Annotated in this window: 21 protein-coding genes; 20 read left to right on the top strand and 1 reads right to left on the bottom strand. The window is 53.6% G+C overall.

Annotated features, from left to right (window positions below; translation table 11 throughout):
• The first annotated feature begins 17 nt into the window (after window positions 1-17).
• The 15 genes from remA to spoVM all read left to right on the top strand — a co-directional run bounded on the left by remA (window position 18) and on the right by spoVM (window position 14,669).
• Window positions 18-278, top strand: coding sequence for an extracellular matrix/biofilm regulator RemA (remA, locus tag RSX24_RS15125; protein ID WP_006209218.1), 261 nt, complete (start codon window positions 18-20; stop codon window positions 276-278).
• 13 nt (window positions 279-291) lie between these two features.
• Window positions 292-864 carry a guanylate kinase gene (gene gmk, locus RSX24_RS15120; RefSeq protein ID WP_236416427.1) on the top strand — a complete coding sequence of 191 codons (573 nt, stop codon included), beginning with the start codon at window positions 292-294 and terminating at the stop codon, window positions 862-864.
• A gap of 94 nt (window positions 865-958) precedes the next feature.
• Window positions 959-1,174, top strand: a complete 216-nt coding sequence (gene rpoZ, locus RSX24_RS15115) for a DNA-directed RNA polymerase subunit omega (protein ID WP_236416426.1) — start codon at window positions 959-961, stop codon at window positions 1,172-1,174.
• A 111-nt stretch (window positions 1,175-1,285) separates the two neighbouring features.
• Window positions 1,286-2,554 carry a bifunctional phosphopantothenoylcysteine decarboxylase/phosphopantothenate--cysteine ligase CoaBC gene (coaBC, locus tag RSX24_RS15110; RefSeq protein ID WP_343261049.1) on the top strand — a complete coding sequence of 423 codons (1,269 nt, stop codon included), beginning with the start codon at window positions 1,286-1,288 and terminating at the stop codon, window positions 2,552-2,554.
• 1 nt (window position 2,555) lies between these two features.
• A complete protein-coding gene (gene priA / locus RSX24_RS15105) occupies window positions 2,556-5,105 on the top strand; it encodes a primosomal protein N' (protein WP_236416424.1) in 2,550 nt (849 codons plus the stop codon).
• Between the two features lie 152 nt (window positions 5,106-5,257).
• On the top strand, window positions 5,258-5,746 hold the full coding sequence (def, locus tag RSX24_RS15100; RefSeq protein WP_236416423.1) for a peptide deformylase: 489 nt from the start codon (window positions 5,258-5,260) through the stop codon (window positions 5,744-5,746).
• 12 nt (window positions 5,747-5,758) lie between these two features.
• Entirely contained in the window at window positions 5,759-6,712 is a 954-nt protein-coding gene (fmt, locus tag RSX24_RS15095) for a methionyl-tRNA formyltransferase (RefSeq protein ID WP_339273470.1), read from the top strand.
• Window positions 6,709-8,160: a 16S rRNA (cytosine(967)-C(5))-methyltransferase RsmB gene (gene rsmB, locus RSX24_RS15090; RefSeq protein ID WP_339273468.1), complete on the top strand. Its 1,452-nt coding sequence runs from the start codon at window positions 6,709-6,711 to the stop codon at window positions 8,158-8,160. The genes fmt and rsmB overlap by 4 nt, the downstream gene beginning before the upstream one ends.
• A 276-nt stretch (window positions 8,161-8,436) precedes the next feature.
• A complete protein-coding gene (rlmN, locus tag RSX24_RS15085) occupies window positions 8,437-9,477 on the top strand; it encodes a dual-specificity RNA methyltransferase RlmN (RefSeq protein WP_236416416.1) in 1,041 nt (346 codons plus the stop codon).
• Between the two features lie 7 nt (window positions 9,478-9,484).
• On the top strand, window positions 9,485-10,258 hold the full coding sequence (locus RSX24_RS15080) for a Stp1/IreP family PP2C-type Ser/Thr phosphatase (protein ID WP_236416415.1): 774 nt from the start codon (window positions 9,485-9,487) through the stop codon (window positions 10,256-10,258).
• The gene (gene pknB, locus RSX24_RS15075) at window positions 10,255-12,510 is read left to right on the top strand and encodes a Stk1 family PASTA domain-containing Ser/Thr kinase (RefSeq protein WP_343261048.1); all 2,256 of its coding nucleotides are present in this window, start codon (window positions 10,255-10,257) and stop codon (window positions 12,508-12,510) included. The genes RSX24_RS15080 and pknB overlap by 4 nt, the downstream gene beginning before the upstream one ends.
• A gap of 69 nt (window positions 12,511-12,579) precedes the next feature.
• The gene (gene rsgA, locus RSX24_RS15070; protein WP_236416413.1) at window positions 12,580-13,497 is read left to right on the top strand and encodes a ribosome small subunit-dependent GTPase A; all 918 of its coding nucleotides are present in this window, start codon (window positions 12,580-12,582) and stop codon (window positions 13,495-13,497) included.
• 1 nt (window position 13,498) lies between these two features.
• Window positions 13,499-14,158 (top strand): ribulose-phosphate 3-epimerase, encoded by a 660-nt coding sequence (gene rpe, locus RSX24_RS15065; RefSeq protein ID WP_343261047.1) that lies wholly within the window; start codon window positions 13,499-13,501, stop codon window positions 14,156-14,158.
• A 3-nt stretch (window positions 14,159-14,161) separates the two neighbouring features.
• Window positions 14,162-14,413: a hypothetical protein gene (locus RSX24_RS15060; RefSeq protein ID WP_236416411.1), complete on the top strand. Its 252-nt coding sequence runs from the start codon at window positions 14,162-14,164 to the stop codon at window positions 14,411-14,413.
• A 175-nt stretch (window positions 14,414-14,588) separates the two neighbouring features.
• A complete protein-coding gene (spoVM, locus tag RSX24_RS15055; protein WP_019424875.1) occupies window positions 14,589-14,669 on the top strand; it encodes a stage V sporulation protein SpoVM in 81 nt (26 codons plus the stop codon).
• A gap of 181 nt (window positions 14,670-14,850) precedes the next feature.
• Here spoVM and rpmB read toward each other — a convergent pair whose 3' ends face one another.
• On the bottom strand, window positions 14,851-15,039 hold the full coding sequence (gene rpmB / locus RSX24_RS15050; RefSeq protein ID WP_024631107.1) for a 50S ribosomal protein L28: 189 nt from the start codon (window positions 15,037-15,039) through the stop codon (window positions 14,851-14,853).
• A gap of 629 nt (window positions 15,040-15,668) precedes the next feature.
• Between rpmB and RSX24_RS15045 the strand changes: the two genes are divergently transcribed.
• From RSX24_RS15045 to RSX24_RS15025, 5 genes are all read left to right on the top strand, one after another.
• Entirely contained in the window at window positions 15,669-17,474 is a 1,806-nt protein-coding gene (locus tag RSX24_RS15045) for a DAK2 domain-containing protein (protein ID WP_343261046.1), read from the top strand.
• Window positions 17,475-17,508: 34 nt separating this feature from the next.
• Window positions 17,509-18,375 (top strand): DegV family protein, encoded by an 867-nt coding sequence (locus tag RSX24_RS15040; RefSeq protein WP_343261045.1) that lies wholly within the window; start codon window positions 17,509-17,511, stop codon window positions 18,373-18,375.
• 7 nt (window positions 18,376-18,382) lie between these two features.
• A complete protein-coding gene (recG, locus tag RSX24_RS15035) occupies window positions 18,383-20,431 on the top strand; it encodes an ATP-dependent DNA helicase RecG (RefSeq protein WP_339273459.1) in 2,049 nt (682 codons plus the stop codon).
• 111 nt (window positions 20,432-20,542) lie between these two features.
• Window positions 20,543-20,830 carry a stage VI sporulation protein F gene (locus tag RSX24_RS15030; protein ID WP_343261044.1) on the top strand — a complete coding sequence of 96 codons (288 nt, stop codon included), beginning with the start codon at window positions 20,543-20,545 and terminating at the stop codon, window positions 20,828-20,830.
• Window positions 20,831-21,673: 843 nt separating this feature from the next.
• Window positions 21,674-23,311, top strand: a complete 1,638-nt coding sequence (locus RSX24_RS15025; protein WP_343261066.1) for a LytS/YhcK type 5TM receptor domain-containing protein — start codon at window positions 21,674-21,676, stop codon at window positions 23,309-23,311.
• Window positions 23,312-23,332 lie beyond the last annotated feature (21 nt).

The raw sequence follows: 23,332 nt of genomic DNA, 5'->3' as shown, positions 1-23,332 counted from the left end.
GGGGGAAGAACCTGATTATGGCAATCAAACTCATTAACATTGGATTCGGTAACATCGTGTCGGCGAACCGGATTATTTCTATCGTAAGCCCGGAATCCGCGCCGATCAAGAGAATTATACAAGAGGCCAGAGACCGCCATATGCTGATTGATGCTACGTACGGAAGACGCACGCGTGCCGTGATCATTACGGATAGCGACCACGTCATTCTGTCTGCTGTTCAGCCGGAGACGGTTGCCCATCGTCTTTCCTCGAAAGACGATGATAACGACGAATAAAATGGAGTGTAATATGTCTAAGGGATTACTGATTGTGTTGTCCGGACCATCTGGGGTCGGGAAGGGTACTGTATGCAGCGCTTTGCGCAAACGGGTGCCGGAACTGATTTATTCGGTATCGGCGACGACCCGTCAGCCGCGTCTTGGCGAAGAGCATGGCGTGAACTATTTTTTTAGAACCCGTGAAGAATTTATGGCCATGATCGAACAGGATCAATTGTTGGAGCATGCCGAGTATGTCGGGAATTATTACGGCACGCCTCGTGATTTCGTGGAAAATACGATCAATGAAGGCCGCGACATCATCCTGGAGATTGAGGTCCAGGGCGCGCTGAAAGTGAAGGAGAAGTTCCCGGAAGGGATCTTTGTCTTTTTGCTTCCTCCTTCGTTGGACGAGCTTAAAGATCGGATTCAGGGGCGCGGTACGGAGAGTCAGGCGACGATTGATCACCGGATGTCCGTAGCGGTCGACGAAATTAATTTGTTGGAGCAGTACGATTATGCGGTTGTCAATGATGAGATCGATCTGGCGTGCAAACGAATAGAAAGCATCATTATCGCCGAACATTGTAAGATCAGGAAATAATCTAGGCGCTGCCGCATGCATATATTCTGGAAAGAGAGAAAAGTGCCGCGGCGGCGACCGGGGTTATACTAATGCAAAGAGGTGTTTTGTTAACATGCTGTATCCTTCTATTGATGAAATGATGAACAAAGTCGACAGCAAATATTCGTTGGTTGTTGCCGCATCCCGTCGTGCAAGACAGCTGCGTGAAGGGGAGAAATCGGAGCTGAGAAATCCGAAATCCCATAAGCAGGTTGGCGTGGCACTCGAAGAAATTTATGGTGATCTGCTCGTCGTTGTCAAAGGGCAAGACGAAGAAGAGGAAGAGTAAGCCGCTTGCGGCTTTTCTTCCAATTGCATAACCCGGCATGGCCGGATTCATTCGACAACCGCAAGGTTGTTATTTTTTTCTCTACGTCTTATATATCGGGGGAAGTAACCAATGTTGAACGGTAAAAAAATCGTGCTCGGCGTAACAGGAGGCATTGCCGCTTACAAGGCGGCTACATTATGCAGCAGACTGGTGCAAAAGGGGGCGGATGTTCACGTCATCATGACGGATTCCGCAAAACAGTTTATTACCGAATTGACGCTGCAAACCCTGACCCGAAACGTTGTATACAGCGATACGTTCGATGAACGGGAACCTGCGGTCGTGTCGCATATTCATTTGGCGGACCTGGCGGATCTGGTGCTGGTAGCCCCGGCTACGGCCAACACCATTGCCAAGATGGCAAATGGACTGGCGGATGACATGTTGTCGACGACCTTGCTTGCCACAACCGCTCCGGTTATGGTTGCTCCGGCCATGAATGTGCATATGTATGACCATCCGGCCGTGCGTCACAACATGCAGCTGCTCGTGGAGCGGGGGACGATGATGATCGAACCTGGCGAAGGTCTGCTTGCCTGCGGTTATGTTGGCAAAGGGAGGCTGGAGGAGCCGGAAACGATCGTGGAAGTGATCGAGCAGTACTTCGAGCAACAACAGTCGGGTACGCTGGAATCACGGGGACTGACAGATGGTCAAGCAGAATCGGCTTCGCTGCACACCGCCTTGCTTTCGGGGAAAAAAGTGGTGGTTACAGCTGGCGGTACCATTGAACGCATTGACCCTGTACGTTATATCACGAATGATTCTTCCGGCAAAATGGGGTTTGCGATCGCTGCGGCTGCGCGCGATTTGGGAGCCGAGGTAAAGCTGGTTATGGGCAATACCCAGGCAACGCCTCCCGAAGGGGTACGGATTGTTGCCGTACAGTCGGCCCAGGATATGTATGAAGCGGTGCTGGCCGAATGGGCGGATGCCGACATCGTCGTCAAGGCCGCGGCCGTTGCCGATTACCGCCCTCAAACGGTCGCATTCCAGAAAATCAAAAAAAAGGGCGATACGCTGTCCTTGGAGCTCGTGAAAAACATAGACATTCTGGAGACGCTCGGGAAACGGAAGGACCATCAATTTTTGATCGGTTTTGCGGCAGAGACCCATGATGTCGAAAGATACGCCCGCGAGAAGCTGGAGCGAAAACATTGCGATCTGATCGTCGCCAACGACGTGAGCCGGACGGATGCCGGCTTCGGCACAGATACGAACAAGGTGAATATCTATGACCGGGAAGGCCTGGTGGAAGAGCTTGAGTTGATGAGCAAGCAAGCGGTGGCACACCGGCTGTTGGCCATTGCGGCGGAGCGCATGACCGGGAGGGATTAAGATGGAGATTGCCAAGGTCATCGTCGACGTGCCCGTGAAACAGACGGACCGGCCGTTCGATTATTTGGTGCCGGAATCCATGCGTGAATGGATCGAGATCGGCAGCAGGGTCGGGGTGCCTTTCGGGCACCGGACTGTGCAGGGCTTTGTGGTCGATTTGGTGCCGCGAACGGGGGAGGAGAACTTTAAGCTCAAACCCATTGCGGAGCTGCTTGACTTGGTTCCGCCTTTGTCCCCGGACCTGGTGGAGCTTGCGGAATGGATGAGCGAGCGATATGCCAGCAACCGGATTCTGTCGCTGCAGGTTATGGTGCCCACAGCACTGAAAGGAAAGGCCGAGCGGTACATCTCCATGGGGGAAGGGATCGACGGTCAAGCGAATGAACCAACCTCCGGGGAAGAGGTATTGTGGGCATGGGGCGAAGAATCCTCTTCCGAAAAGGTTCGGACGGACATCATCCGCTTCGTGCAGAACCGGGGCCAAGTGCCTTTACAGCAGCTGAGCCGAAAGTATCCCCATCACGCAGAGCTGATCAAAAATCTGCTGCGCACCGGCGTGCTGCTCGAAAGCCAGCTCATCAAGGATAAAATGGGTAAAAAAACATTGAAATCCGTTGCTCTCGCTGTGGATGCCGCAGCTGCGAAGGAAGCGATGGATTCGTTTCCGGCCAAGGCGCAGCGCCAGAAAGAAGTGCTGGGCTTTTTGCTGGAGATGCACGAGCTGCTGCCCATGCCGATGAAGGAATTGCTGTCCACGCTGCAGGTATCCGCTGCTACCGTCAAAGGGCTTGAGGAAAAAGGGCTGGTCGTGACCGAGGACGTCGAAGTATTCCGGGACCCTTACCAAGGGCGCAGATTCCGCGCTACCGAACCTCTTGCGCTGACTTCGGAGCAGCAAACGGTATACGAGAGTATCAGCGGCCGTTTGCGGGAACGACGCCATGGCGTTTTTTTGCTGCATGGCGTAACCGGCAGCGGCAAAACCGAAGTATATCTCCAGACGATTCAGCGCTGCATCGAACAGGATCGCCAGGCTATCGTGCTTGTTCCCGAAATTGCGCTTACCCCTCAAATGGTGGAACGTTTCAAAGGGCGCTTCGGCGACCAGGTTGCGGTGATGCATAGCCGCCTGTCCGGCGGCGAACGTTATGACGAGTGGCGGAAGATCCGTGAAGGCCGCGTCAAAGTGGCGATCGGCGCACGATCTGCCGTATTTGCCCCTTTTCGCAACCTGGGTCTCATCATTATGGACGAGGAACACGAAACCTCCTACAAGCAGGAGGAAACGCCGAAATACCATGCCCGCGACGTGGCTGTCAAACGAGGACAGCAGCATCAGGCCGTGGTCGTTCTCGGCTCGGCAACGCCATCGCTGGAAAGCTATTATGCGGCCCGTTCGCAAAGCAATGACGATTTCGCCCCTCTGTTGCTTGAAATGCACACCCGTGCGCTGGGCAACAATTTGCCTGACGTGCGGATCGTGGACATGCGTGAAGAATTAAAAGAAGGCAATCGCTCAATGTTCAGCCGTTCATTGCATAAGGCCATTGAGGAGCGATTGGAACGAGGCGAGCAGTCGGTGCTCCTGCTGAACCGCAGGGGGTACTCGACCTTTGTCATGTGCCGGAGCTGCGGTTATGTGGCCGGATGCCCCGAGTGCGATATTTCCTTGACCTACCACCAGCGTTCCAACAACCTGCGCTGCCATTACTGCGGTTATGCGGAAGCGGCGCCGGAAGTGTGTCCCGAATGCGGGAGCGAGCATATTCGCTATTTCGGAACCGGAACCCAACGGGTCGAAGAAGAACTGGCGAAGCTTTTCCCCGGCATTCGGGTCATTCGGATGGACGTGGATACAACGACGGAAAAAGGCGCTCACGAAAAGCTGCTGAAGCAGTTCCGGGAAAAAAAGGCGGACGTGCTGCTGGGCACGCAGATGGTTGCCAAAGGGCTCGATTTCCCCGACGTTACCCTGGTCGGCGTCATTACTGCCGATTCGGCGCTCAACCTGCCTGACTTCCGGGCAGCGGAGAAAACGTTCCAGCTGCTTACGCAGGTGGCCGGACGCGCAGGCCGGCATCAGCTGCCTGGCGAGGTGTTCGTGCAATCGTACACCCCTGAGCATTATTCCATCGGACACGCAAGCAGACATGACTATCTGTCCTTTGTACGCGAAGAGCTGCTGCACCGACGCAATTTGCAGTACCCGCCTTACTGCCGTTTGATTCTGGTCACATTCTCGCACGAGCAGCTGCCCGTGCTCATTCGTTTGGCGGAGAATTATGTGCGGATGCTCAAGGAACGTGCCCACGGCGCCGGTTGGCTGGGCAGCCTGGACCGATTCAGCAGCGAAGCGCTTGACGTGCTTGGACCGGTCGCCTCCCCGATCCCGCGCATCAAGAATAGATACAGATTCCAATGTATGATAAAATGGCGGGGGGATGTCGACGCCATCGGACTTGCACTGGCGACAGCGCGTCGCATGGACGATGATGTCCAGTCACAGAAGCTGCAGATCAGTCTGGATGTAGACCCGCAAATGTTGATGTAAGCTTTGCGCCATAAGGGCGGGAAGAAATTCGCTTGCGGGAATGGCCCGCAATGACAAAAAAAGCGGACGGAGACAAGCGGTCCAAACATAAATTAGATAACAACAGTTTGATATCCTGAAATTATGATAACCATTGGGAAGGTGCTTACAACATGTCGATTCGTATTATCGTGAAAGAACCGGATGAGGTGCTCCGCAAAAGAGCCAAAGAAGTCACAAAAATTACGCCAAATGTGCAAAAATTGCTGGACGATATGGCTGATACGATGTATGACGCCGAAGGCGTCGGACTTGCGGCGCCACAGGTAGGAATTTTGAAACGCCTCATCGTCATCGATGCCGGGGACGAGCACGGATTGATCAAGATGATCAACCCGGAAATCGTCGCAAAAGAAGGCGAGCAGTTCGGACCGGAAGGATGTTTGAGCATTCCTGGCATTAATGGTGACGTTCGCCGCAGCGAAACGGTGACAGTTAAAGGCCTGGACCGCGAAGGCAACGAGTTGATCATTACGGGCAGCGGCTTGCTGGCCCGCGCATTCCAGCACGAGATTGATCACTTGGATGGTGTGCTCTTCACCGATATTGCCGAAAAGGTGTACGAAATTTCGGCGGATCAGAACGGACCTCGACGCAACTAAGGAGTGATCGATTTGAACATTGTATTTATGGGTACGCCCGAGTTCGCCGTTCCTTCGTTGGAAATGCTGCTGAACGAGGGATATAACGTCGTGGGTGTGGTGACGCAGCCCGACAAACCGCAGGGGCGGAAAAAGGTATTGACGCCCACTCCGGTGAAGGTGGCAGCCGAGCGTCACGGGCTGCCCGTATTCCAACCGGTAAAATTGCGCGATCCGGAGTCCGTGGCCCGCTTGGCCGAATGGAAGCCGGATTTGATCGTGACGGCAGCGTTTGGGCAGATTTTGCCCAAAGCGGTATTGGACATGCCTGTTCGCGGCTGCGTGAACGTACACGGCTCCCTTTTGCCGAAATACCGCGGCGGTGCGCCGATCCAACGCTCCATTATCAATGGCGAGTCCGTAACCGGAGTTACGTTGATGTACATGGCCGAAGGTTTGGATACCGGTGACATGATTTCCCGCGTGGAAGTGCCGATTACGGATGAAGACACGTCCGGAACGATGTTTGCCAAGCTGAGCAAGGCCGGATCGGAACTGCTGCGCGAAGAAATGCCGCGTCTGATCGCAGGCGAAACGAAGGCTGTGCCGCAGGACGATGCACAGTCGACATACGCGCGCAATCTGACGCGCGAGGACGAAAAAATCGACTGGTCGCGCACGTCGCGCGAACTGTTCAATCAGGTGCGCGGTTTGGTGCCTTTTTCGGGCGCATTTTCCCTCTGGGACGAGCAGGTGTTCAAAGTGTGGGCGGTGGCCAAACCGGGCGAGCCGGGCGAAGTTTCGGTTTCCGGCAGCGAACAAGCCGAGCCGGGAACGGTGCTGCAAGCGAATGCAAACGGCATCGAGGTCCGCACCGGCGACGGTTCGATCTGGCTGACCGAAGTCCAGCCGGCAGGCAAAAAGGCGATGAAGGCGGCTGACTTTGCCCGCGGAGGCACGCTGAAGCCGGGAACGGTGCTGCGATGAGCGGCAATACATCGGGGCGGCAGCCGGGCGGTTCGCGCGACACGCGGCGTCCTGCTCCGGCTGGCCGGGGAGCCCAGGCCGATCGGCGGTCGGGGAAAGCCAAGGTTACCGCGCGTTCTCTTGCCGTCAGCGTGCTTAGCGCAGTGGAGCAGGAGGGAGCGTACAGCAACCTTGAGCTTAACCGCCGGCTGAACGAAGCCGGGCTTGGCGCGGCCGATGCGGGACTTGCGACCGAGTTGGTCTACGGAACGATTGCGCGGCGGAATACGCTTGATTATTTCTTGGAAAAATTCGTTGCCAAAGGACTGGCCAAGCTGCAGCCCTGGGTGCGCAGCCTGCTTCGGATCAGCGTATATCAGATCATGTATCTGGATCGCATTCCGGAGCATGCCGTTGTGAGCGAAGCGGTCAATTTGGCGAAAAAAATGGGGCACCAAGGCATCTCGGGCATGGTAAACGGCGTGCTGCGCAGCATGCTGCGCCAGCGCGACGAACTGCGCATTCCCGACCATTTGCCGGCCGCCGAACGGATCGCGCTGCAGCATTCCCACCCGCAATGGATGGTCGAACGCTGGATCAGCCAGTATGGCGAGGAAACGGCAGAAGCGATCTGCAAGGCCAACAACGAACCTCCGGCCGTCAGCGTGCGCGTGAACACAACGATGACGACGCGGGACAAGCTGATGCAGGAAATGGAAAGCGCGGGAGTCGAAGTGGAAGCTTCCAAGCTTAGCCCGGATGGCATCCTGGTTCGCAGCGGCGGAAATATGGCGCTAACGTCCTGGTATCGGGACGGCCTGTTGTCCGTGCAGGACGAAAGTTCCATGCTGGTGGCCGAAGCCGTCTCGCCGGAAGAAGGCCATGTCGTGCTGGACTGCTGCGCGGCACCGGGCGGCAAAACCGCTCATATGGCCGAAAAGATGAAAGATCGCGGCCGGATCGTAGCCAATGATCTGCATGCGCATAAACGCCGTTTGATCATGGAGCAGGCGGAACGTTTGGGATTGGGATGCATCGATGCGATCACCGGCAATGCACTTGACTTGGACGAAAGGTATCCGGCCGGGTCCTTTGACCGAATTTTGCTGGATGCACCTTGCTCTGGCCTGGGCGTGATCCGTCGCAAGCCGGATGTCAAATGGACCAAATCTCCCGCCGATATCGCCGATATCGCGGCATTGCAGAGCGAGCTGCTTGACCGGATTGCCCCGCTGCTTAAACCGGGCGGCATTCTGGTTTACAGCACGTGCACCATTGAGCCGGACGAGAACGAGCGCATGGTAGCAAACTTCCTGAACCGGCATCCCGAGTACCGTGCCGAGAACGCCGATTGGTCCGGAGCCGAGGCGACGAAGTGGAATACCCTTCGCGGCGGTGTTCAGATATTGCCGCAAGATGCGCACAGCGACGGCTTTTTCATCGCCAGGTTGAGACGTATCGCGGACTGAACCTCCGATCGTGCCAGCAATGATGTCCGCCTTAGGAGACTATGGCGGATTTTTTGCGTCAACACCGTCCATATGGCGCGGTTCAACGGCTTTTGCTCTATTTTTCTAACCAACGGACTTGCCCTGAACCTCCCTTAATGATAGGATGCGATAGTACAAGTCGGATGTGATCATGCATGAATCGCGGGTTGCCAGGGTATACATGGATGTATGGCGGTCTTTGTGATAGAATAGAAAGAATGAAAAGATAAAGAAGGAATAGGTGTTGACAACAAAATGAAACCTTTTATATACGATTACACCCTTGAAGAACTGCAGCAATGGGCTGTGGACAACGGGGAGCCAGCCTTCCGCGGCGGTCAGATTTTCGACTGGATCTACGTGAAGCGGGTGAACGACTTCAGCGAAATGACGAATCTGTCCAAGGCGCTGCGCGCCAAACTGGCCGATCAATTCGAGTTCGTTACGCTGAACGAAATTACCAAATTCGAGTCCAAGGACGGCACGGTAAAATTCCTCTTCGGCCTTCATGACAACCATGCCATCGAGACGGTGATCATGAAACATAACTACGGCAACAGCATCTGCGTCACAACGCAGGTGGGCTGCCGAATCGGTTGCACGTTCTGCGCATCCACGCTGGGGGGATTGAAACGGAACCTGACTGCAGGCGAAATCGTCGCTCAGGTTGTGCAGGCCCAGAAAATTTTGGACGAACGCGGTGAACGGGTCAGCAGCATCGTCATCATGGGTTCGGGCGAGCCGTTCGAAAACTATGATGCAACGATGACGTTCCTGCGCATCATGATCCACGAAAAAGGGCTGAATATCGGTCAGCGGCATATCACCGTATCCACGAGCGGCATCGTGCCGAATATTTATCGTTTTGCGGACGAGGATACCCAGATCAACCTGGCGATCTCCATCCATGCGCCGAACGATGCGCTCCGTTCCAAACTGATGCCGGTAAACCGTCGTTTTCCATTTGATGACGTGATGGAATCGCTTCGTTACTACCTGGCCAAAACCGGCCGCAGAATCACGTTTGAATATGCGCTGATCGGCGGCATGAACGATCAACCGGAGCATGCAATGGAACTGGCGAGCGTGCTGAAAACGATGCTATGCCACGTCAATTTGATTCCGGTCAACCATGTGCCTGAGCGTAAATACGTGAGAACGTCCCGCAAGGACATTTTCAATTTTCAACGCATTCTTTCGGAGCAGGGCATTAACGTAACCATTCGCCGCGAACAGGGACATGATATTGCTGCCGCTTGCGGTCAGCTTCGTGCAAAGCATATGGAGTTGGGGTGAGAGCGTTTTGATCAAAACAGTTCATGCAAGCCATATCGGACGCGTGCGTTCCGTCAATGAAGACTCTGCCTGGATTCGCGACCTGGAAACGGGCTATATATTGGGCATTGTTGCCGATGGCATGGGCGGGCATCTTGCTGGCGACACGGCAAGCCGCCTTGCGGTGGAAACGTTGGTGGGCGACCTGAGATCGCTGGAACCGGGGCTGTCCCATGCATCCTTGTCCGCTGCGCTTAGCGATGCGATCCTCCATGCCAATGAGGTTATTTACAGTACGGCCTCCGCTAATGACAAATACCATAATATGGGCACAACGGTCGTTGCTGCCTTGTTGAACGATGCCGAAGGCGTCATTGGACATATCGGCGACAGCCGGGCTTACAAAATTTCCGGCCAACAAATGATCCAGCTGACCGAGGACCATACCCTCGTCAACGAGCTGTTCAAAAACGGTCAGATCAGCAAAGAGGACGTTACGCATCATCCCAGACGCAACGTGTTGACCCGGGCCCTCGGCACGGATGCCGAAGTGAAGGTCGACATGGATAACGTCAAGCTGGAAGAAGGGGAGGTCTTGCTGCTGTGCAGCGACGGACTCAGCAACTTGGTCAGCAATGAGCAGATCATTCGGGTTGCGGGCAATCTGGAGCTGCCGCTGGAAGAGCGTGCCGATCGTTTGCTGCAGCTGGCCCTTCTTGCCGGGGGAGACGACAATATCACCGTGGCCTTGTTTGAAATGCAGAAGGATTCCGCAGCAACGGAAACGGGGTGCGAATCATGATCGGGCACCAGCTAGGCGGACGCTATGAAATCATCGAACGTGTCGGCGGCGGCGGCATGGCTCTCGTATATAAAGCTCAGGATCTTCTGCTGAATCGATTCGTGGCGATCAAGGTGCTTCGCCAGCAGTTTGTTCATGACGAAGAATTCATCCGCCGTTTCCGCAGGGAGGCGCAATCGGCGGCATCGCTGTCGCACCCGAACGTGGTCAGCATTTACGATGTCGGCCAAGAGGATGACGTCCACTACATCGTCATGGAGTATGTGGAAGGCAAAAACCTGAACGAAATCATCAAAGAACGGGCGCCCCTGCAGGTCGACGAGGCGGTGCGCATCGCTTCCCAGATTGCGGACGCTTTGGACCATGCGCATCATAACCAAATCATTCATCGAGACATTAAGCCGCACAACATTTTGATCGGCAGAAACGGCCGGGTAAAGGTCACCGATTTCGGCATCGCACGGGCTGTGACGTCCACAACGATCACGCAGACCGGTTCGGTGGTCGGTTCGGTCCATTATTTTTCGCCGGAGCATGCCAAAGGCATCGTTACCGGAGAGAAGTCGGACTTGTATTCGCTTGGCATCGTGCTGTATCAAATGCTGACTGGCCAGCTTCCGTTCCTGGGCGAAAGTCCGATCAGCGTTGCCCTGAAGCATCTTCAGGAAGAGTTTGATGAACCGCGCAAATTCAATCCGTTGATCCCGCAAAGCGTGGAAAACATCATTCTGAAATCGATGCGCAAAAATCCGCATGAGCGGTATCAGTCCGCCAGGGAAATGCAAGAGGACCTGGAAACCTGTCTTCTTCCCGAGCGGCGGAACGAAACCAAAATCGATTTTGCCGATGAGGACGATGCGGACCAGACCCGCGTTATGCCTGCCATTAAGCCTGAACCGAGAGGCGTGACCACGACGGGCGCAATGCCTACGATGGAACCAAAGGAAGAGGCCGGACAACATAAAAGCAAGTCCAAAGGCTGGAAAAAGCCGACATTGCTCATTTCGCTTACTGTTCTTATTCTGGCCGCAATGGTCGGTGTTGTCATTTATGTCAAAGGCATGCTGGTGGTTCCGGAAGTGACCGTTCCGAATGTCGTTAACCAGACGGAGGAAGCTGCGCGCCAAACGCTGCAGGATAAAGGGTTAGTCGTAAGCGATGAAGTGATCCGGATGTATCAAGAAGGCGTTGACCCGGGGATGGTTTATGCCCAGAGCCGTAATGAGGGGGAAATCGTCAAGGAAGGCACCGAGATTCAGCTGAGCGTCGGGGCGGAGAAGGAATCCGTCAAAATGATCGACGTGAAGAACATTCCGTACGACGAGGCCGTCAAAAGATTGACCAGCGAGCTGGGCATCAAGGAAAGCCAGATCAAGCGGGATAACGCATATTCAACCGAGGTGTCGTCAGGCAACGTCATTTCGCAGACGCCTGGCGTAAACGAGGATTTCGACCTCGAGGCCGGTGAAATTGTTCTAACCGTAAGCCAAGGTGTAGAAACGGTCAAAATGCCGGATCTGAAAAACAAAACCCGCAGCGAAGCGGAGGAGATGTTGAAAAACGCCGGACTAACGCTCGCCCAGGTGAAGGAAGAGCCGAGTTATACGGTTGACTCCGGCAAGGTAACCCAGCAGTGGCCTGTGGAAGCTGGCGGGGAAGTAAGTCCCGGCGACAAAATTACGATCTATGTCAGCACGGGATACCCGCCTGAAGCCTTAAGATACAATTTCAACATTATGGTCGCACCAAAAGAAGAAGGCAAAACCAGCAAAATCCGGATTACGTTTGAGGATGCCCGCGGCAAGAGCCAAGAGTGGGGAACGCAATCCATTAACTCCACCCAGACGCTCAGCGTACCGCTAGTGCTGGCTCCGAATGAAAATGGGGCTGTCTCCGTTTACCGCGACGGCAAGTTCCTGGATACGTATCTCGTATCTTACGGGGAAGCCAAAAACGGAACGGTAAGCGTGCCTTCGATCGAACCGGAGACCGTTACACCGCCGCCTGAAAAGCAGGAACCTGAAACGGGTGGCGAAAGTGGAGGCGGAGGCGGTGCCGAAGACGGAAGCGGAGGCATAGACGACGGCAGCGGAGCGGCGAATGAAGGAACCGAAGAGCCGTCCACGCCGGTAGATGGTGAAGAAGAAGGAGACGTAGAAGGAGAAGCCTCCGACACGTCGGCGATCAATAGCCATGGTAACAAGGAGAAAGGCAAGAAAAAGGAAGTTATTAACGCATCAGGCCGTCCGTAAGGACGGCTTATGCTGGCGTTTGGGGTCTATGCCATATCGCGCAGAACGAAAAGGAGGGCGACGGAGCTAATGCCGGAGGGTATCATTGTCAAAGCGCTAAGCGGTTATTACTATGTCATGCCACTGGAAGACGGAGGGGTGCCTTCGGTTGAAGGCTCCGCCGTTCAATGCAGAGCCAGGGGCGTGTTCAAGAAAAAGGGAATCTCCCCGCTCGTGGGCGATCGCGTGGATTACGTGCTGACCGAAAACGGCGAAGGAACCGTGGATCGGATCCATGCCCGTGAGACGGAGCTGATTCGTCCGCCTGTAGCCAACGTCAATTTGGCGGTACTGCTGTTTTCCGTCAAGGAGCCGGATATGAATCTGAACTTGCTGGACAAGTTTCTCGTTCATATCGAACAAGCGGGGCTGGATGCCCTGATCGTGCTGACCAAGCAGGATTTGGCCGATCCCGAGGCCGATGGCCGGGACACGGTTGCCGATGTGAAGGCCATGTATGGACAGATCGGTTATGAGGTCATTTCGACCAGTTCCCGAACGGGAGAGGGCAGCGAACTGCTCAAAGAGCGGCTGGCAGGTCGAATCAGCGTGTTTTCGGGTCAGTCGGGCGTGGGCAAATCATCCATGCTGAATGCGCTGGTCCCGGGCCTTTCGTTGGAAACGAGTGAAATCAGCATGCGGCTTGGCCGGGGAAGGCATACGACGAGGCATGTGGAATTGATTCCGCTCCATAATGGCGGTTTTGTCGCCGATACGCCGGGGTTCAGCCAACTGGATTTTCTCGAAATCGGGGTGGAGGAATTGTCCACCTGCTTCCGGGAATTCGCCCAGTATGCGGACGAATGTAAATTCCGCGGCTGTACCCATACCCATGAACCGGGCTGCCGGGTCATTGCAGCCAAAGAGGACGGGTTGATTGCAGAGAGCCGATACCGGCACTATGAACAGTTTTTAAACGAAATGAAAGAAAAGAAGCGGAGGTACTAACATGATTAAAATTGCTCCATCCATATTGTCAGCCGATTTTGCCAGTCTTGGCGCAGAAGTTGCCGCAGCCGAAGCAGCGGGAGGGGATTGGATTCACGTCGACGTCATGGACGGTCACTTCGTTCCCAACATTACGCTGGGACCAGCGATTGTCAAGGCGATTGCTCCGCATACCAGCCTGCCGCTGGACGTGCATCTGATGATTGAAAATCCCGAGCGTTACGTCGAGGAGTTTGCGAAAGCGGGAGCTGCAGTCATTACCGTGCATGCCGAAGCTTGCGTACATCTGCACCGGGTTATTCACTTGATCAAGGAATACGGCATCAAAGCCGGCGTGGCCCTTAATCCGGGGACACCAGCCACGGCTATCCAGGAAGTGCTTGACGATGTGGATTTGGTTCTCGTAATGACCGTGAATCCCGGTTTTGGCGGACAAGCCTTTATTTCGGGCACCCTGAACAAAATCAAACAGATTCGTACCTGGCTGAATGAACGAGGCAGTCAAGACGTACATATCGAAGTGGACGGCGGCATTGCGGCCGATACGGCACCGCTTGTTGTGGGGGCAGGAGCGGACGTGCTGGTTGCCGGCAGCGCGGTATTCGGCCGTGAGGATCGCGCGGCTGCGATTGCGGATATCCGCCGTAGTTACGAGGGGTAAGGCATGAACCTCAGGGAAACGCTATGGACGATGGGGGCAAGCCTTGCAACCGGTTTGGTACTCGCGCTTTTTGCGGTCGTGCAATCCCCGTTTAATGCCATCATGTCCTTGGTCGGGGTCGGCGTGGTCATCATGTATTTTCGCAAATTCGACCGGACCGGGCTGCGGGTTACCTTCGTCATTTTCAGCATTCTGTATTATTTGTTAAGTGTATTCATGATCGCCGTTTATCAATATGTTCCTCCCCAAGCATGACCGGTCCGTTATTCGGGCTTGTCACGGTGGAATAGGGACAACGCTTTTCGCATAAGTATGGTTACGTGAGCAGGTTTCTCATGTAGCCTTTTTTGTCGTAGAGGTTAATGGGCGGCAAGCAAGGCATGAAGCATAGGATAGGGCGGATGCATGAGCATGATAGGGAGGGTGAAGCATGAAATTTTACACATTCAAACTGCCGAAGTTTCTGGGAGGGTTTGTCAAGGCGATTCTTAATACGTTTCAGAAAAATTGAAGCATGTTTCAGACGAATACCGCCGCGGGCAGCAGTGAAAGGATTCGGGCTTGGACAGAGTCCCGGCAGCGCTGTGCGGCGGCTGTTTTCATGTTTTGGAAAGATTTCGGCATACGAAAAAAGCACCTGCATGAGAACAAGGTGCTTTTTGCTATCCGATGTAAGGGTGCTATGCGTGAAATTATACGCGAGTCACTTTACCGGCTTTCAGTGCGCGGGTGCTTACGTATACACGTTTCGGTTTACCGTTCACGAGAATGCGTACTTTTTGAACGTTTACGCCCCAAGAACGACGGTTACGGTTGTTAGCGTGGGATACGTGGTTACCGGTGCCCGGTTTCTTACCTGTCACATAACATTTGCGAGACATAGATTACACCTCCTATCCATAATAACCAGTTGTCCAAGGGGAAGACTCGTGTCATTCCGAATGGACCAATTGTTCTTCCTGATCGAAAAGACCAGGCTCCAGTAGCTAATGGCGTTGTTCAAGCCGGCATGGCCGGATCATTTCCATTACTAAACCTGCATAAAACAATACTCGAATATAATATCATATTGAAAAAAGCTTCGTCAACTGATCCAAAAACTTTATTTATTTCTCATGTCTAATATAGTACAATGTTGAATAGTCCATAATATAGCGGTGAGGAGTCATTGCCGCGTAAAGCAGAGCAATATCGGCCTGGGGCCGACGTTCTTCCTGTTTGGCAATGCTGTGCACCGTGAACCCATCACTGGCACCAGTCTCCATGCGGCATTCATGCCGGCTCTCGATACCGGTGCATATCCGTATGCCCCGAGATGGGGGATGCGAGTTCACGGGCTTTCGGTGGCCTGGCCGCCCAGACCGTGATTCGGGACGACATCATGAAATTGTATGCCTGTGCCGGACAAGGTATGGACGAAGAATGGCGTGACGAGCGTCACGCATGAACAGACCAGAACACTTCTTGGTGCAAGATGTTCGTGTATCAAGCTAGGAAGGGGAATTCTCACTTGAGTATACGTTCTTTAAATGGAACAGATTTTACCGCAATGGTCCTTGCCGGAGCGGAACAACTTGGACAGCATGCAGAGCACGTCAATTCCCTGAATGTGTTCCCTGTGCCTGATGGCGACACGGGAACGAACATGAATTTGACAATGACCGCCGGCGTTGCCGAAATCAAACGCAAAAGTTCGGCTTCCATCGGCGAAGCAGCCGGGATTCTTTCGAAAGGGCTGCTGATGGGTGCAAGGGGCAATTCGGGCGTTATTCTGTCGCAGCTGTTTCGCGGCTTCAGCCGTGCAGCGGCTTCCCAGGATGAACTGAACACGCTTCAGTTTGCCGCAGCTCTCCAAAGCGGCGTGGATACGGCATACAAAGCCGTGGTCAAACCCGTCGAAGGAACCATTCTTACCGTAGCCAAAGAGGCAGCCAAGCATGCCACGTACTACGCTAGACGGACGAATGACGTAACGGAATTGATGAACGAAGTCTTATTAAAAGCAAAAGAGGCGTTGGCCAAAACTCCCGAATTGCTGCCTGTGCTTAAACAGGTCGGCGTCGTGGATTCTGGTGGCCAGGGGCTTGTATATATTTATGAGGGATTTATGGAAGCGCTGCGGCAAACCGATGGCAGCGGCTTTGTTTCCAAACCCGAGGCACCACAGACTGCCCCGGCGGCTCCGGTCAAATCCGTGCCAGCCGTTGAACCGGTTCACATGCCGGCGGCACAGCGGGTCATCGCTCCGGAAATGCCGTTGTCGGCTCAGGCTCGCCTGGATACGGAAGATATCGAATTCCTGTACGATATGGAATTTTTCATTAATCGCCAGCTGGGAGATCACGCCGGAACCGATTTCGATGACGAGGCATTCCGGAAAGCGTTGTCAGTCAATGGGGATTCCATTATCGTAATTGCCGATGACGAAGTCATTAAGGTCCATGTGCATTCCAAAACGCCAGGGGATGTGCTTAACCTAGCGCTTCGCTATGGCGAAATTACGCAAATTCACATCCTCAACATGCGGGAACAGCATCGTGAGCTGCTGACGGCAGGCATGGATATCGCTCCTTCGCCCGAGTTGTTTGCGGAGATCCCGCCGGAAGAGGTACGCAGCCCGGAAACGGCTGAACCTCCGGCAGTCGAAATGGCCCCATACGGATTTATTGCTGTCTCCTCCGGAGAGGGCATTGCCGATATCTTTCAAAGTCTTGGCGTGGACATCGTGCTGTCTGGCGGACAGACGATGAATCCGAGCACGGAGGACTTCGTCAATGCAGTGCGTTCCATCGCGGCTGAACAGGTATTCATTTTGCCAAACAACTCGAACATCGTGCTTGCGGCTGAGCAGGCCCGTGAATTGTTGGAAGGCGAACGCCGCATTACGGTCATTCCGAGCAAAACGATTCCGCAGGGAATGGCAGCAGCCTTTGCGTTCCAGGAGGACGAATCTCCGGAGACGAACCGCGAGCAGATGCTTGAAGCGATCGGCCGTGTTCAATCAGGACAGGTAACTCATGCTGTCCGGGATACCCAATATGATGAGCTGGACATCAAGGCAGGGCACTATATCGCGATCCACAATTCCAAAATCGTGGCTGCGGACGAAAGCCTGCTTCAGGCTTGCGAAGGTCTGATGCAGCAGATGATGGATCACGGGGATGAAGTGGTTACCATCCTGGAAGGGGAGGAAGCCAATCCGGAAACTACCGCCGATCTGGTCGCGTGGATGGAAGAACGATACCCTGATGCAGAGATTGAGGTTCATCCCGGCGGACAGCCCGTGTACTATTATCTGTTCTCGGTAGAGGCATAACACTCGGCCCCTACTGCGACGAGGAGGGAATCACATGAGCCACAAGGTAGCCATCGTCACCGACAGCACCGCCGACATCCCGGAGGAACTGGTTCGCAAATACGGAATTCATGTCGTTTCATTGCGCGTGCTTTTTGGGGAAGAGACTTATGCGGACGGGGTGGATCTGACCCCGAAGCAGTTTTACACCAAGCTGGGGCAAGCCGCAGCCCTGCCTACGACGTCCCAGCCTTCTCCGACGGAATTCATGAATGTCTACCAGTCATTGCTGGATGAAGATCCGGAAAGGCCCATCGTCTCCATCCATTTGTCAACCGGTATGAGCGGTACGTATCAGTCGGCTTTGCTCGGCAAATCGCTGCTCGAACATGAGTCGGACATGATTACGGTGCTGGATTCCAAGTCCGCGTCGTACGGATACGGTTTGCTTGTCGTGCAGGCGGCTGAGCTGGCAGAGCAGGGCAAGTCTGCCGCGGATATCAAGACCGCCGTTCAAGCGCTGCAGCGGGACCGCAAGCTGTTTTTCCTGGTGGACTCGCTGGAGTATTTGCAAAAAGGTGGGCGGATCGGCAAGGCTGCGGCCATATTCGGTGCATTGCTGAATATTAAACCGATCCTTTCCATTGATGACGAAGGCATCATTTATGCCGTCGAGAAAGTCAGAGGCCATAAAAAAGCGATGGCACGCATCATTGAGCTGTTTCAGCAGGATTTTGCGGGAGCGCGCGTGAACGTGGCAGTCGGTCATACGGCCGATCCTGACGCTGCGCTAGCCTGCGCCGAGCAATTGCGGGAACATTTTACGCTGAATGAAGTGGTCTATACCAATATCGGGGCCGTCATTGGCAGCCATGTTGGTCCGGGTGTCATTGCCATCTTTATGTGGCCTGTTCCGGAATGAGGGATGAATGATGAATTTGGATCAAATATCGGTAAAACAAATTAACGGCGTGAGTGCTCTCAAAGAGGGAGAGCTTCACGCCTTTGGCATCTCTACTGTCAAAGACCTGCTTGAATATTATCCGTTTCGATACGAGGATTATCGCCTTCGCTCGCTCAGTGAAGTGAAAGACGGAGATAAAATAACGGTACAAGGCAAAGTGATGGGCGTACCGGTACTGCAGCGGTATGGCAAAAAGTCTCGTCTTACCTGTAAAGTGATGACAGAGGAATGGATGATAACGGCAACGTGGTTTAATCGTCATTTCCTGAAAGACCAGCTGACGCCGAACCGCGAAATCGTTTTGACGGGAAAATGGGAACAGAAACGAATGCAGCTGACCGTGGCGGACTCGGAATTTCCGGACAAGGGAACGGGCCGTTCCGGCACGCTGCAGCCGGTGTATTCGGTGACCGGCAAAATTACGCAATCTTGGATGCGCAAAACGATTCATCAAGGGCTCGTTCAATTCGGCGACATGATACCCGAAATTTTGCCGCCCTCGCTGATGAGCAAATACGGATTCATGCCGCGCAAACAAGCGATAGCCGGCATCCATCATCCACAGGATAACAGGGATGGACTACAAGCCAGGCAGCGCATGGTTTATGAGGAGCTGTTCCTGTTCCAGCTCAAGATGCAGGCCTATCGCGCTTTGAACCGCGATCGTATGGATGGGGTTGTACACACGACCGACAATGCAACGATCCGGGAGTTCGTGCGCAGTCTGCCGTTTGAATTGACGGATGCGCAAAAAAAAGTCGAGCTGGAGATTTTGCACGACATGCGTTCCCCGTATTCCATGAATCGGCTGCTTCAAGGGGATGTAGGATCAGGCAAAACCATTATTGCGGCCATCGCGCTTTATACGACGGTTCGCTCCGGCTTTCAGGGGGCGCTGATGGTGCCGACGGAAATTTTGGCGGAGCAGCATATGAAGTCTTTGCAGAAACTGTTCGAACCATTCGGCGTGACGGTCGGGCTGCTGACAGGCAGCGTAAATGGACGCAAACGCAAGGACCTGATCGCGTCCCTGCAAATGGGCTTGATCGATATCGTTGTGGGGACGCACGCATTGATCCAGGAGGACGTTTTTTTCCGCGCGCTTGGACTGGTTGTGACGGATGAGCAGCATCGTTTCGGGGTGAACCAGCGCAGCGTTCTGCGGCGAAAAGGGTATAATCCGGACGTGCTGACGATGACTGCGACGCCGATCCCGCGCACGCTGGCGATTACGGCGTTCGGAGATATCGACGTATCGACCATTTCCGAGCGACCGAAAGGCCGTATCCCGATCTCCACGTATTGGGTCAAGCATGACAAGATGGATCGGGTGCTCGGATTTATTTCCCGCGAGGTGGATCAGGGTCGGCAGGCGTATCTCATTTGCCCGCTCATCGAGGAGTCGGACAAGCTGGACGTGCAAAACGCGATCGATTTGCATGTGCAGATGCAGCAGCATTTTCCGAACTACAAGGTGGGTTTGCTCCATGGACGAATGACGGCTTCGGAAAAAGAAGAAGTCATGCGTTCATTCTATGACAATGAAACGCACTTGCTGGTTTCCACTACGGTCATCGAGGTTGGCGTCGACGTGCCGAACGCCACGCTGATGGTCATCATGGATGCCGACCGCTTTGGCTTGTCCCAGCTGCATCAGCTGCGGGGTCGGGTAGGACGTGGCGCCCATGCTTCCTTTTGCGTGTTGATTGCCGATCCCAAATCCGAGGTAGGGCAGGAACGCATGAAGGTGATGACCGAAACCGATGACGGTTTCGAGGTGTCGCGGCGGGATCTCGATTTGCGCGGGCCGGGTGATTTTTTCGGAACCAAGCAAAGCGGCATGCCGGAGTTTCGGCTGGCGGACATGGTTGCCGATTTCGCCGTATTGGAGCAAACCCGGGACGATGTTTCCAATCTGATTGCCGATCCCGGCTTTTGGACCTCTGCCCAGTATGCCCCGCTCCGCGACTATTTACAGCAACAGCAAGTATTTCAGGGGGATCTGATCGACTAAGCATGGCCGTCTCAAACGTTTTGCACATCTTCTTCTGAAAAGGGTCAACTGTACAAGCCCTCCCGTCATAAGTATAGACAGTGATTCAAACTTCGGGAGGTGCTATAGACGTTGGGTTATCAACAATATGGAATCAGTCCGCAGCTGGTGGAGCGGATCAAATTGAAAATGAAAAATCCTGCCGTCAAAGAGCGGGTCAAAAAGCTGATTGAAGGTGTGACCAAGACGGATCTCCAGGACCGGGCGAAGGTGCGCAGGCTGATCAAGTCGTCGGCGCTTATCATGAATGAGCATTTTTCACCGGCGCAAGAGGAGCAGTTCGTCAATTTCGTCATTGCCCAGAAGATCGATCCGAACAATACGTTTCATTTGATTAAGCTGTGGGGCATGTTTAGGTGAGGGGATCGATGTAAGGCAAATGGTTAAAAGAAATTCATTATGTTACACCAGAGCACTGCGATGCCAGAACAACCTTCCGATCGCTGTTATCTCCAAATTTTTTTGATTAGTTTTATAAGGTTAAAATTTGGTGCTAAAGGCGAGCGCTTCGCTTCTCCAGGTTTTTTCTGTCTTCTCCGTTTGGTGTAACAAAAGAAACTTCTTTTAAAAATGCATTTCATCGATGAGATAGGATGTAATAGGGGGCGGCCATTTTTGAGATGGCCGTCTTTGTTTTTTGTAGGTCAAACCGTGGTCCTGCTTCGATGAAACATACGTGATTGGCGTTAGGTTGACGTGTGGCCACTCCGACTGCAGTACCATCTTCCGATCGCTGTTATCCCCGGATTTCTTCTGATTTAAATTTGATTATGGTAGAAATTCGTTGCTAAAGGCGAACGCTGCGCTTCTCCAGATTGGTTCTGCATTCTCCGTTACGCGCGTAAACGTGGACTATTTTTAAAATGGCTTATATCGAACTGGAGTATGATTAAAGGTTAGGATTTGTTGCTAAGCCTATGCTTCCGATGCAGCTTTCTTTTAGAAAGCTTTTAGGCGAGCGCTTCGCTTCTCCAGGTTTTTTCTGTCCTCTCCGTTTGGTGTTACAAAAACTTCTTTTAAAAGTGCATTTCATCGATAAGATAGGATGTAATAGGGGGCGGCCATTTTTGAGATGGCCGTCTTTGTTTTTTGTAGGTCCTGCTTCCATGAAACGTACGTCGATTGACGTTTGGGTTATAATATCAATGTTATGATTTTTGTTTCGGACTTGAAGGAGGTGCGCCGTTGGGCGAAATATTTACGATGCTGCTTGGGTTGTTCGAGCGGGCGGCGCTGCTGATCATCTTTTTGTTCTTTCTGTCGCGGGTGCCGCGATTCAGGCAAATTTTGCAGAAGGACAAGCTGCGGTGGCAGGAAGTGACGGTGGTTACTCTTCTGTTTTGCGCATTTGCCATCTTTGGTACGTATACGGGCATCAATGTGGAAGGTTCGCTTGTGAATGTTCGCATTATCGCGATCATGTCTGGAGGGATATTGTTCGGCCCGCCAGTAGGGATTATTACAGGACTTGTATCTGGCGTGCATCGTTATCTGATCGACATGAATGGCGTGACAGCCATTCCATGCTTGATTACGAGCATCCTCGCTGGATGGGTGTCGGGCTATATTCATAAATACACACCCAAGTCCAAACGCTGGCTGGTCGGCATTGCGGCCGGCATGATTTGTGAAGCGCTGACGATGCTGCTTATTTTGTTATATTCCTATCCGGATCCTGTGGGAGCTGATATCGTATCGAAGATTGCGCTGCCGATGATTCTGGGTGAAATCAACATCGGATTGATCGTGCTGCTGGTGCAGAGCGTGGAAGGGGAAAAAGAAATGATTGCAGCCCGCCAGGCCAAGCTGGCACTGGAGATCGCCAACAAAACGCTGCCCTATTTCCGTTCCATCGACGAAGAGTCGCTGCGCACGATCTGCCGCATCATTCGGGACGACATTCAGGCAGATGCCGTAGCCATTACGGATACGAGGAATGTGCTTGCTTATGTCGGATTTGGCGAGGAACGGTACCATATCGGCAACGAAATCATCAGCGAAATGACGAAACGCACGATTGCGAGCGGCGAGATTACGATCAGCAATGATGTCACCGACGAGAAAACGCCGGACATCCATTCGCTGCTCATCATACCGCTGAAGGAGCGCGGGGAAGTGACGGGGGCGCTCAAGCTCTATTACCGCAAAGCGTACAAAATCACATACCCGCTGCAAACGATGGCGGTAGGTTTGTCCCAGATTATCTCCACCCAGATGGAGGTATCCCGGGTCGAAGAGATGAAGGCTGCCGCGAACAAAGCGGAGCTGCGCGCGCTCCAGACGACGATCCATCCGCATTTCCTGTTCAATGCGCTCAATGCGATCGGTTCCTCGATTCGCACGAACCCGGATCGGGCGCGCGAGTTGATCGTTAATCTTTCCGGTTACATGCGATACAATTTGGAGTTATCGGATGAACTGATCGACATTCACAAGGAGCTGGAACAGGTCCGGAACTATGTGGAGATCGAAAAGGCACGTTTTGGCAGCAGGCTGCGGGTGATCTACGATATTGACGAGGTGGCCGTGCACATTCCAAGCTTGGTCATCCAGCCATTGGTCGAAAACGCGATCATTCACGGCATACTCAAAACGAAAGGTCCTGGGACGGTATGCATTCAGGTGCGGGAACAGCCGGACGCGGTGCGGATCAGCGTTAGCGATACGGGCGCAGGCATCAGCGAGGATATTATCGACAAGGTGTACCATGACCGTATGCCTGGCAATCAGATCGGGTTATACAACGTGCACCGGCGCGTGAAACTGATGTATGGACAAGGGCTGACGATCCGGCGGCTTGAGCAAGGGACGGAAATTCGTTTTGACGTACCGAAAAGATAATGGCTGAAGAGGTGAAGCGGA

The sequence above is a fragment of the Paenibacillus hubeiensis genome (assembly GCF_032334105.1).
Lineage (GTDB): Bacteria > Bacillota > Bacilli > Paenibacillales > Paenibacillaceae > Paenibacillus > Paenibacillus hubeiensis.
The sequence above is the reverse complement of the archived record's forward strand: the minus strand, read 5'-3'. Positions and strand labels throughout refer to the sequence as shown.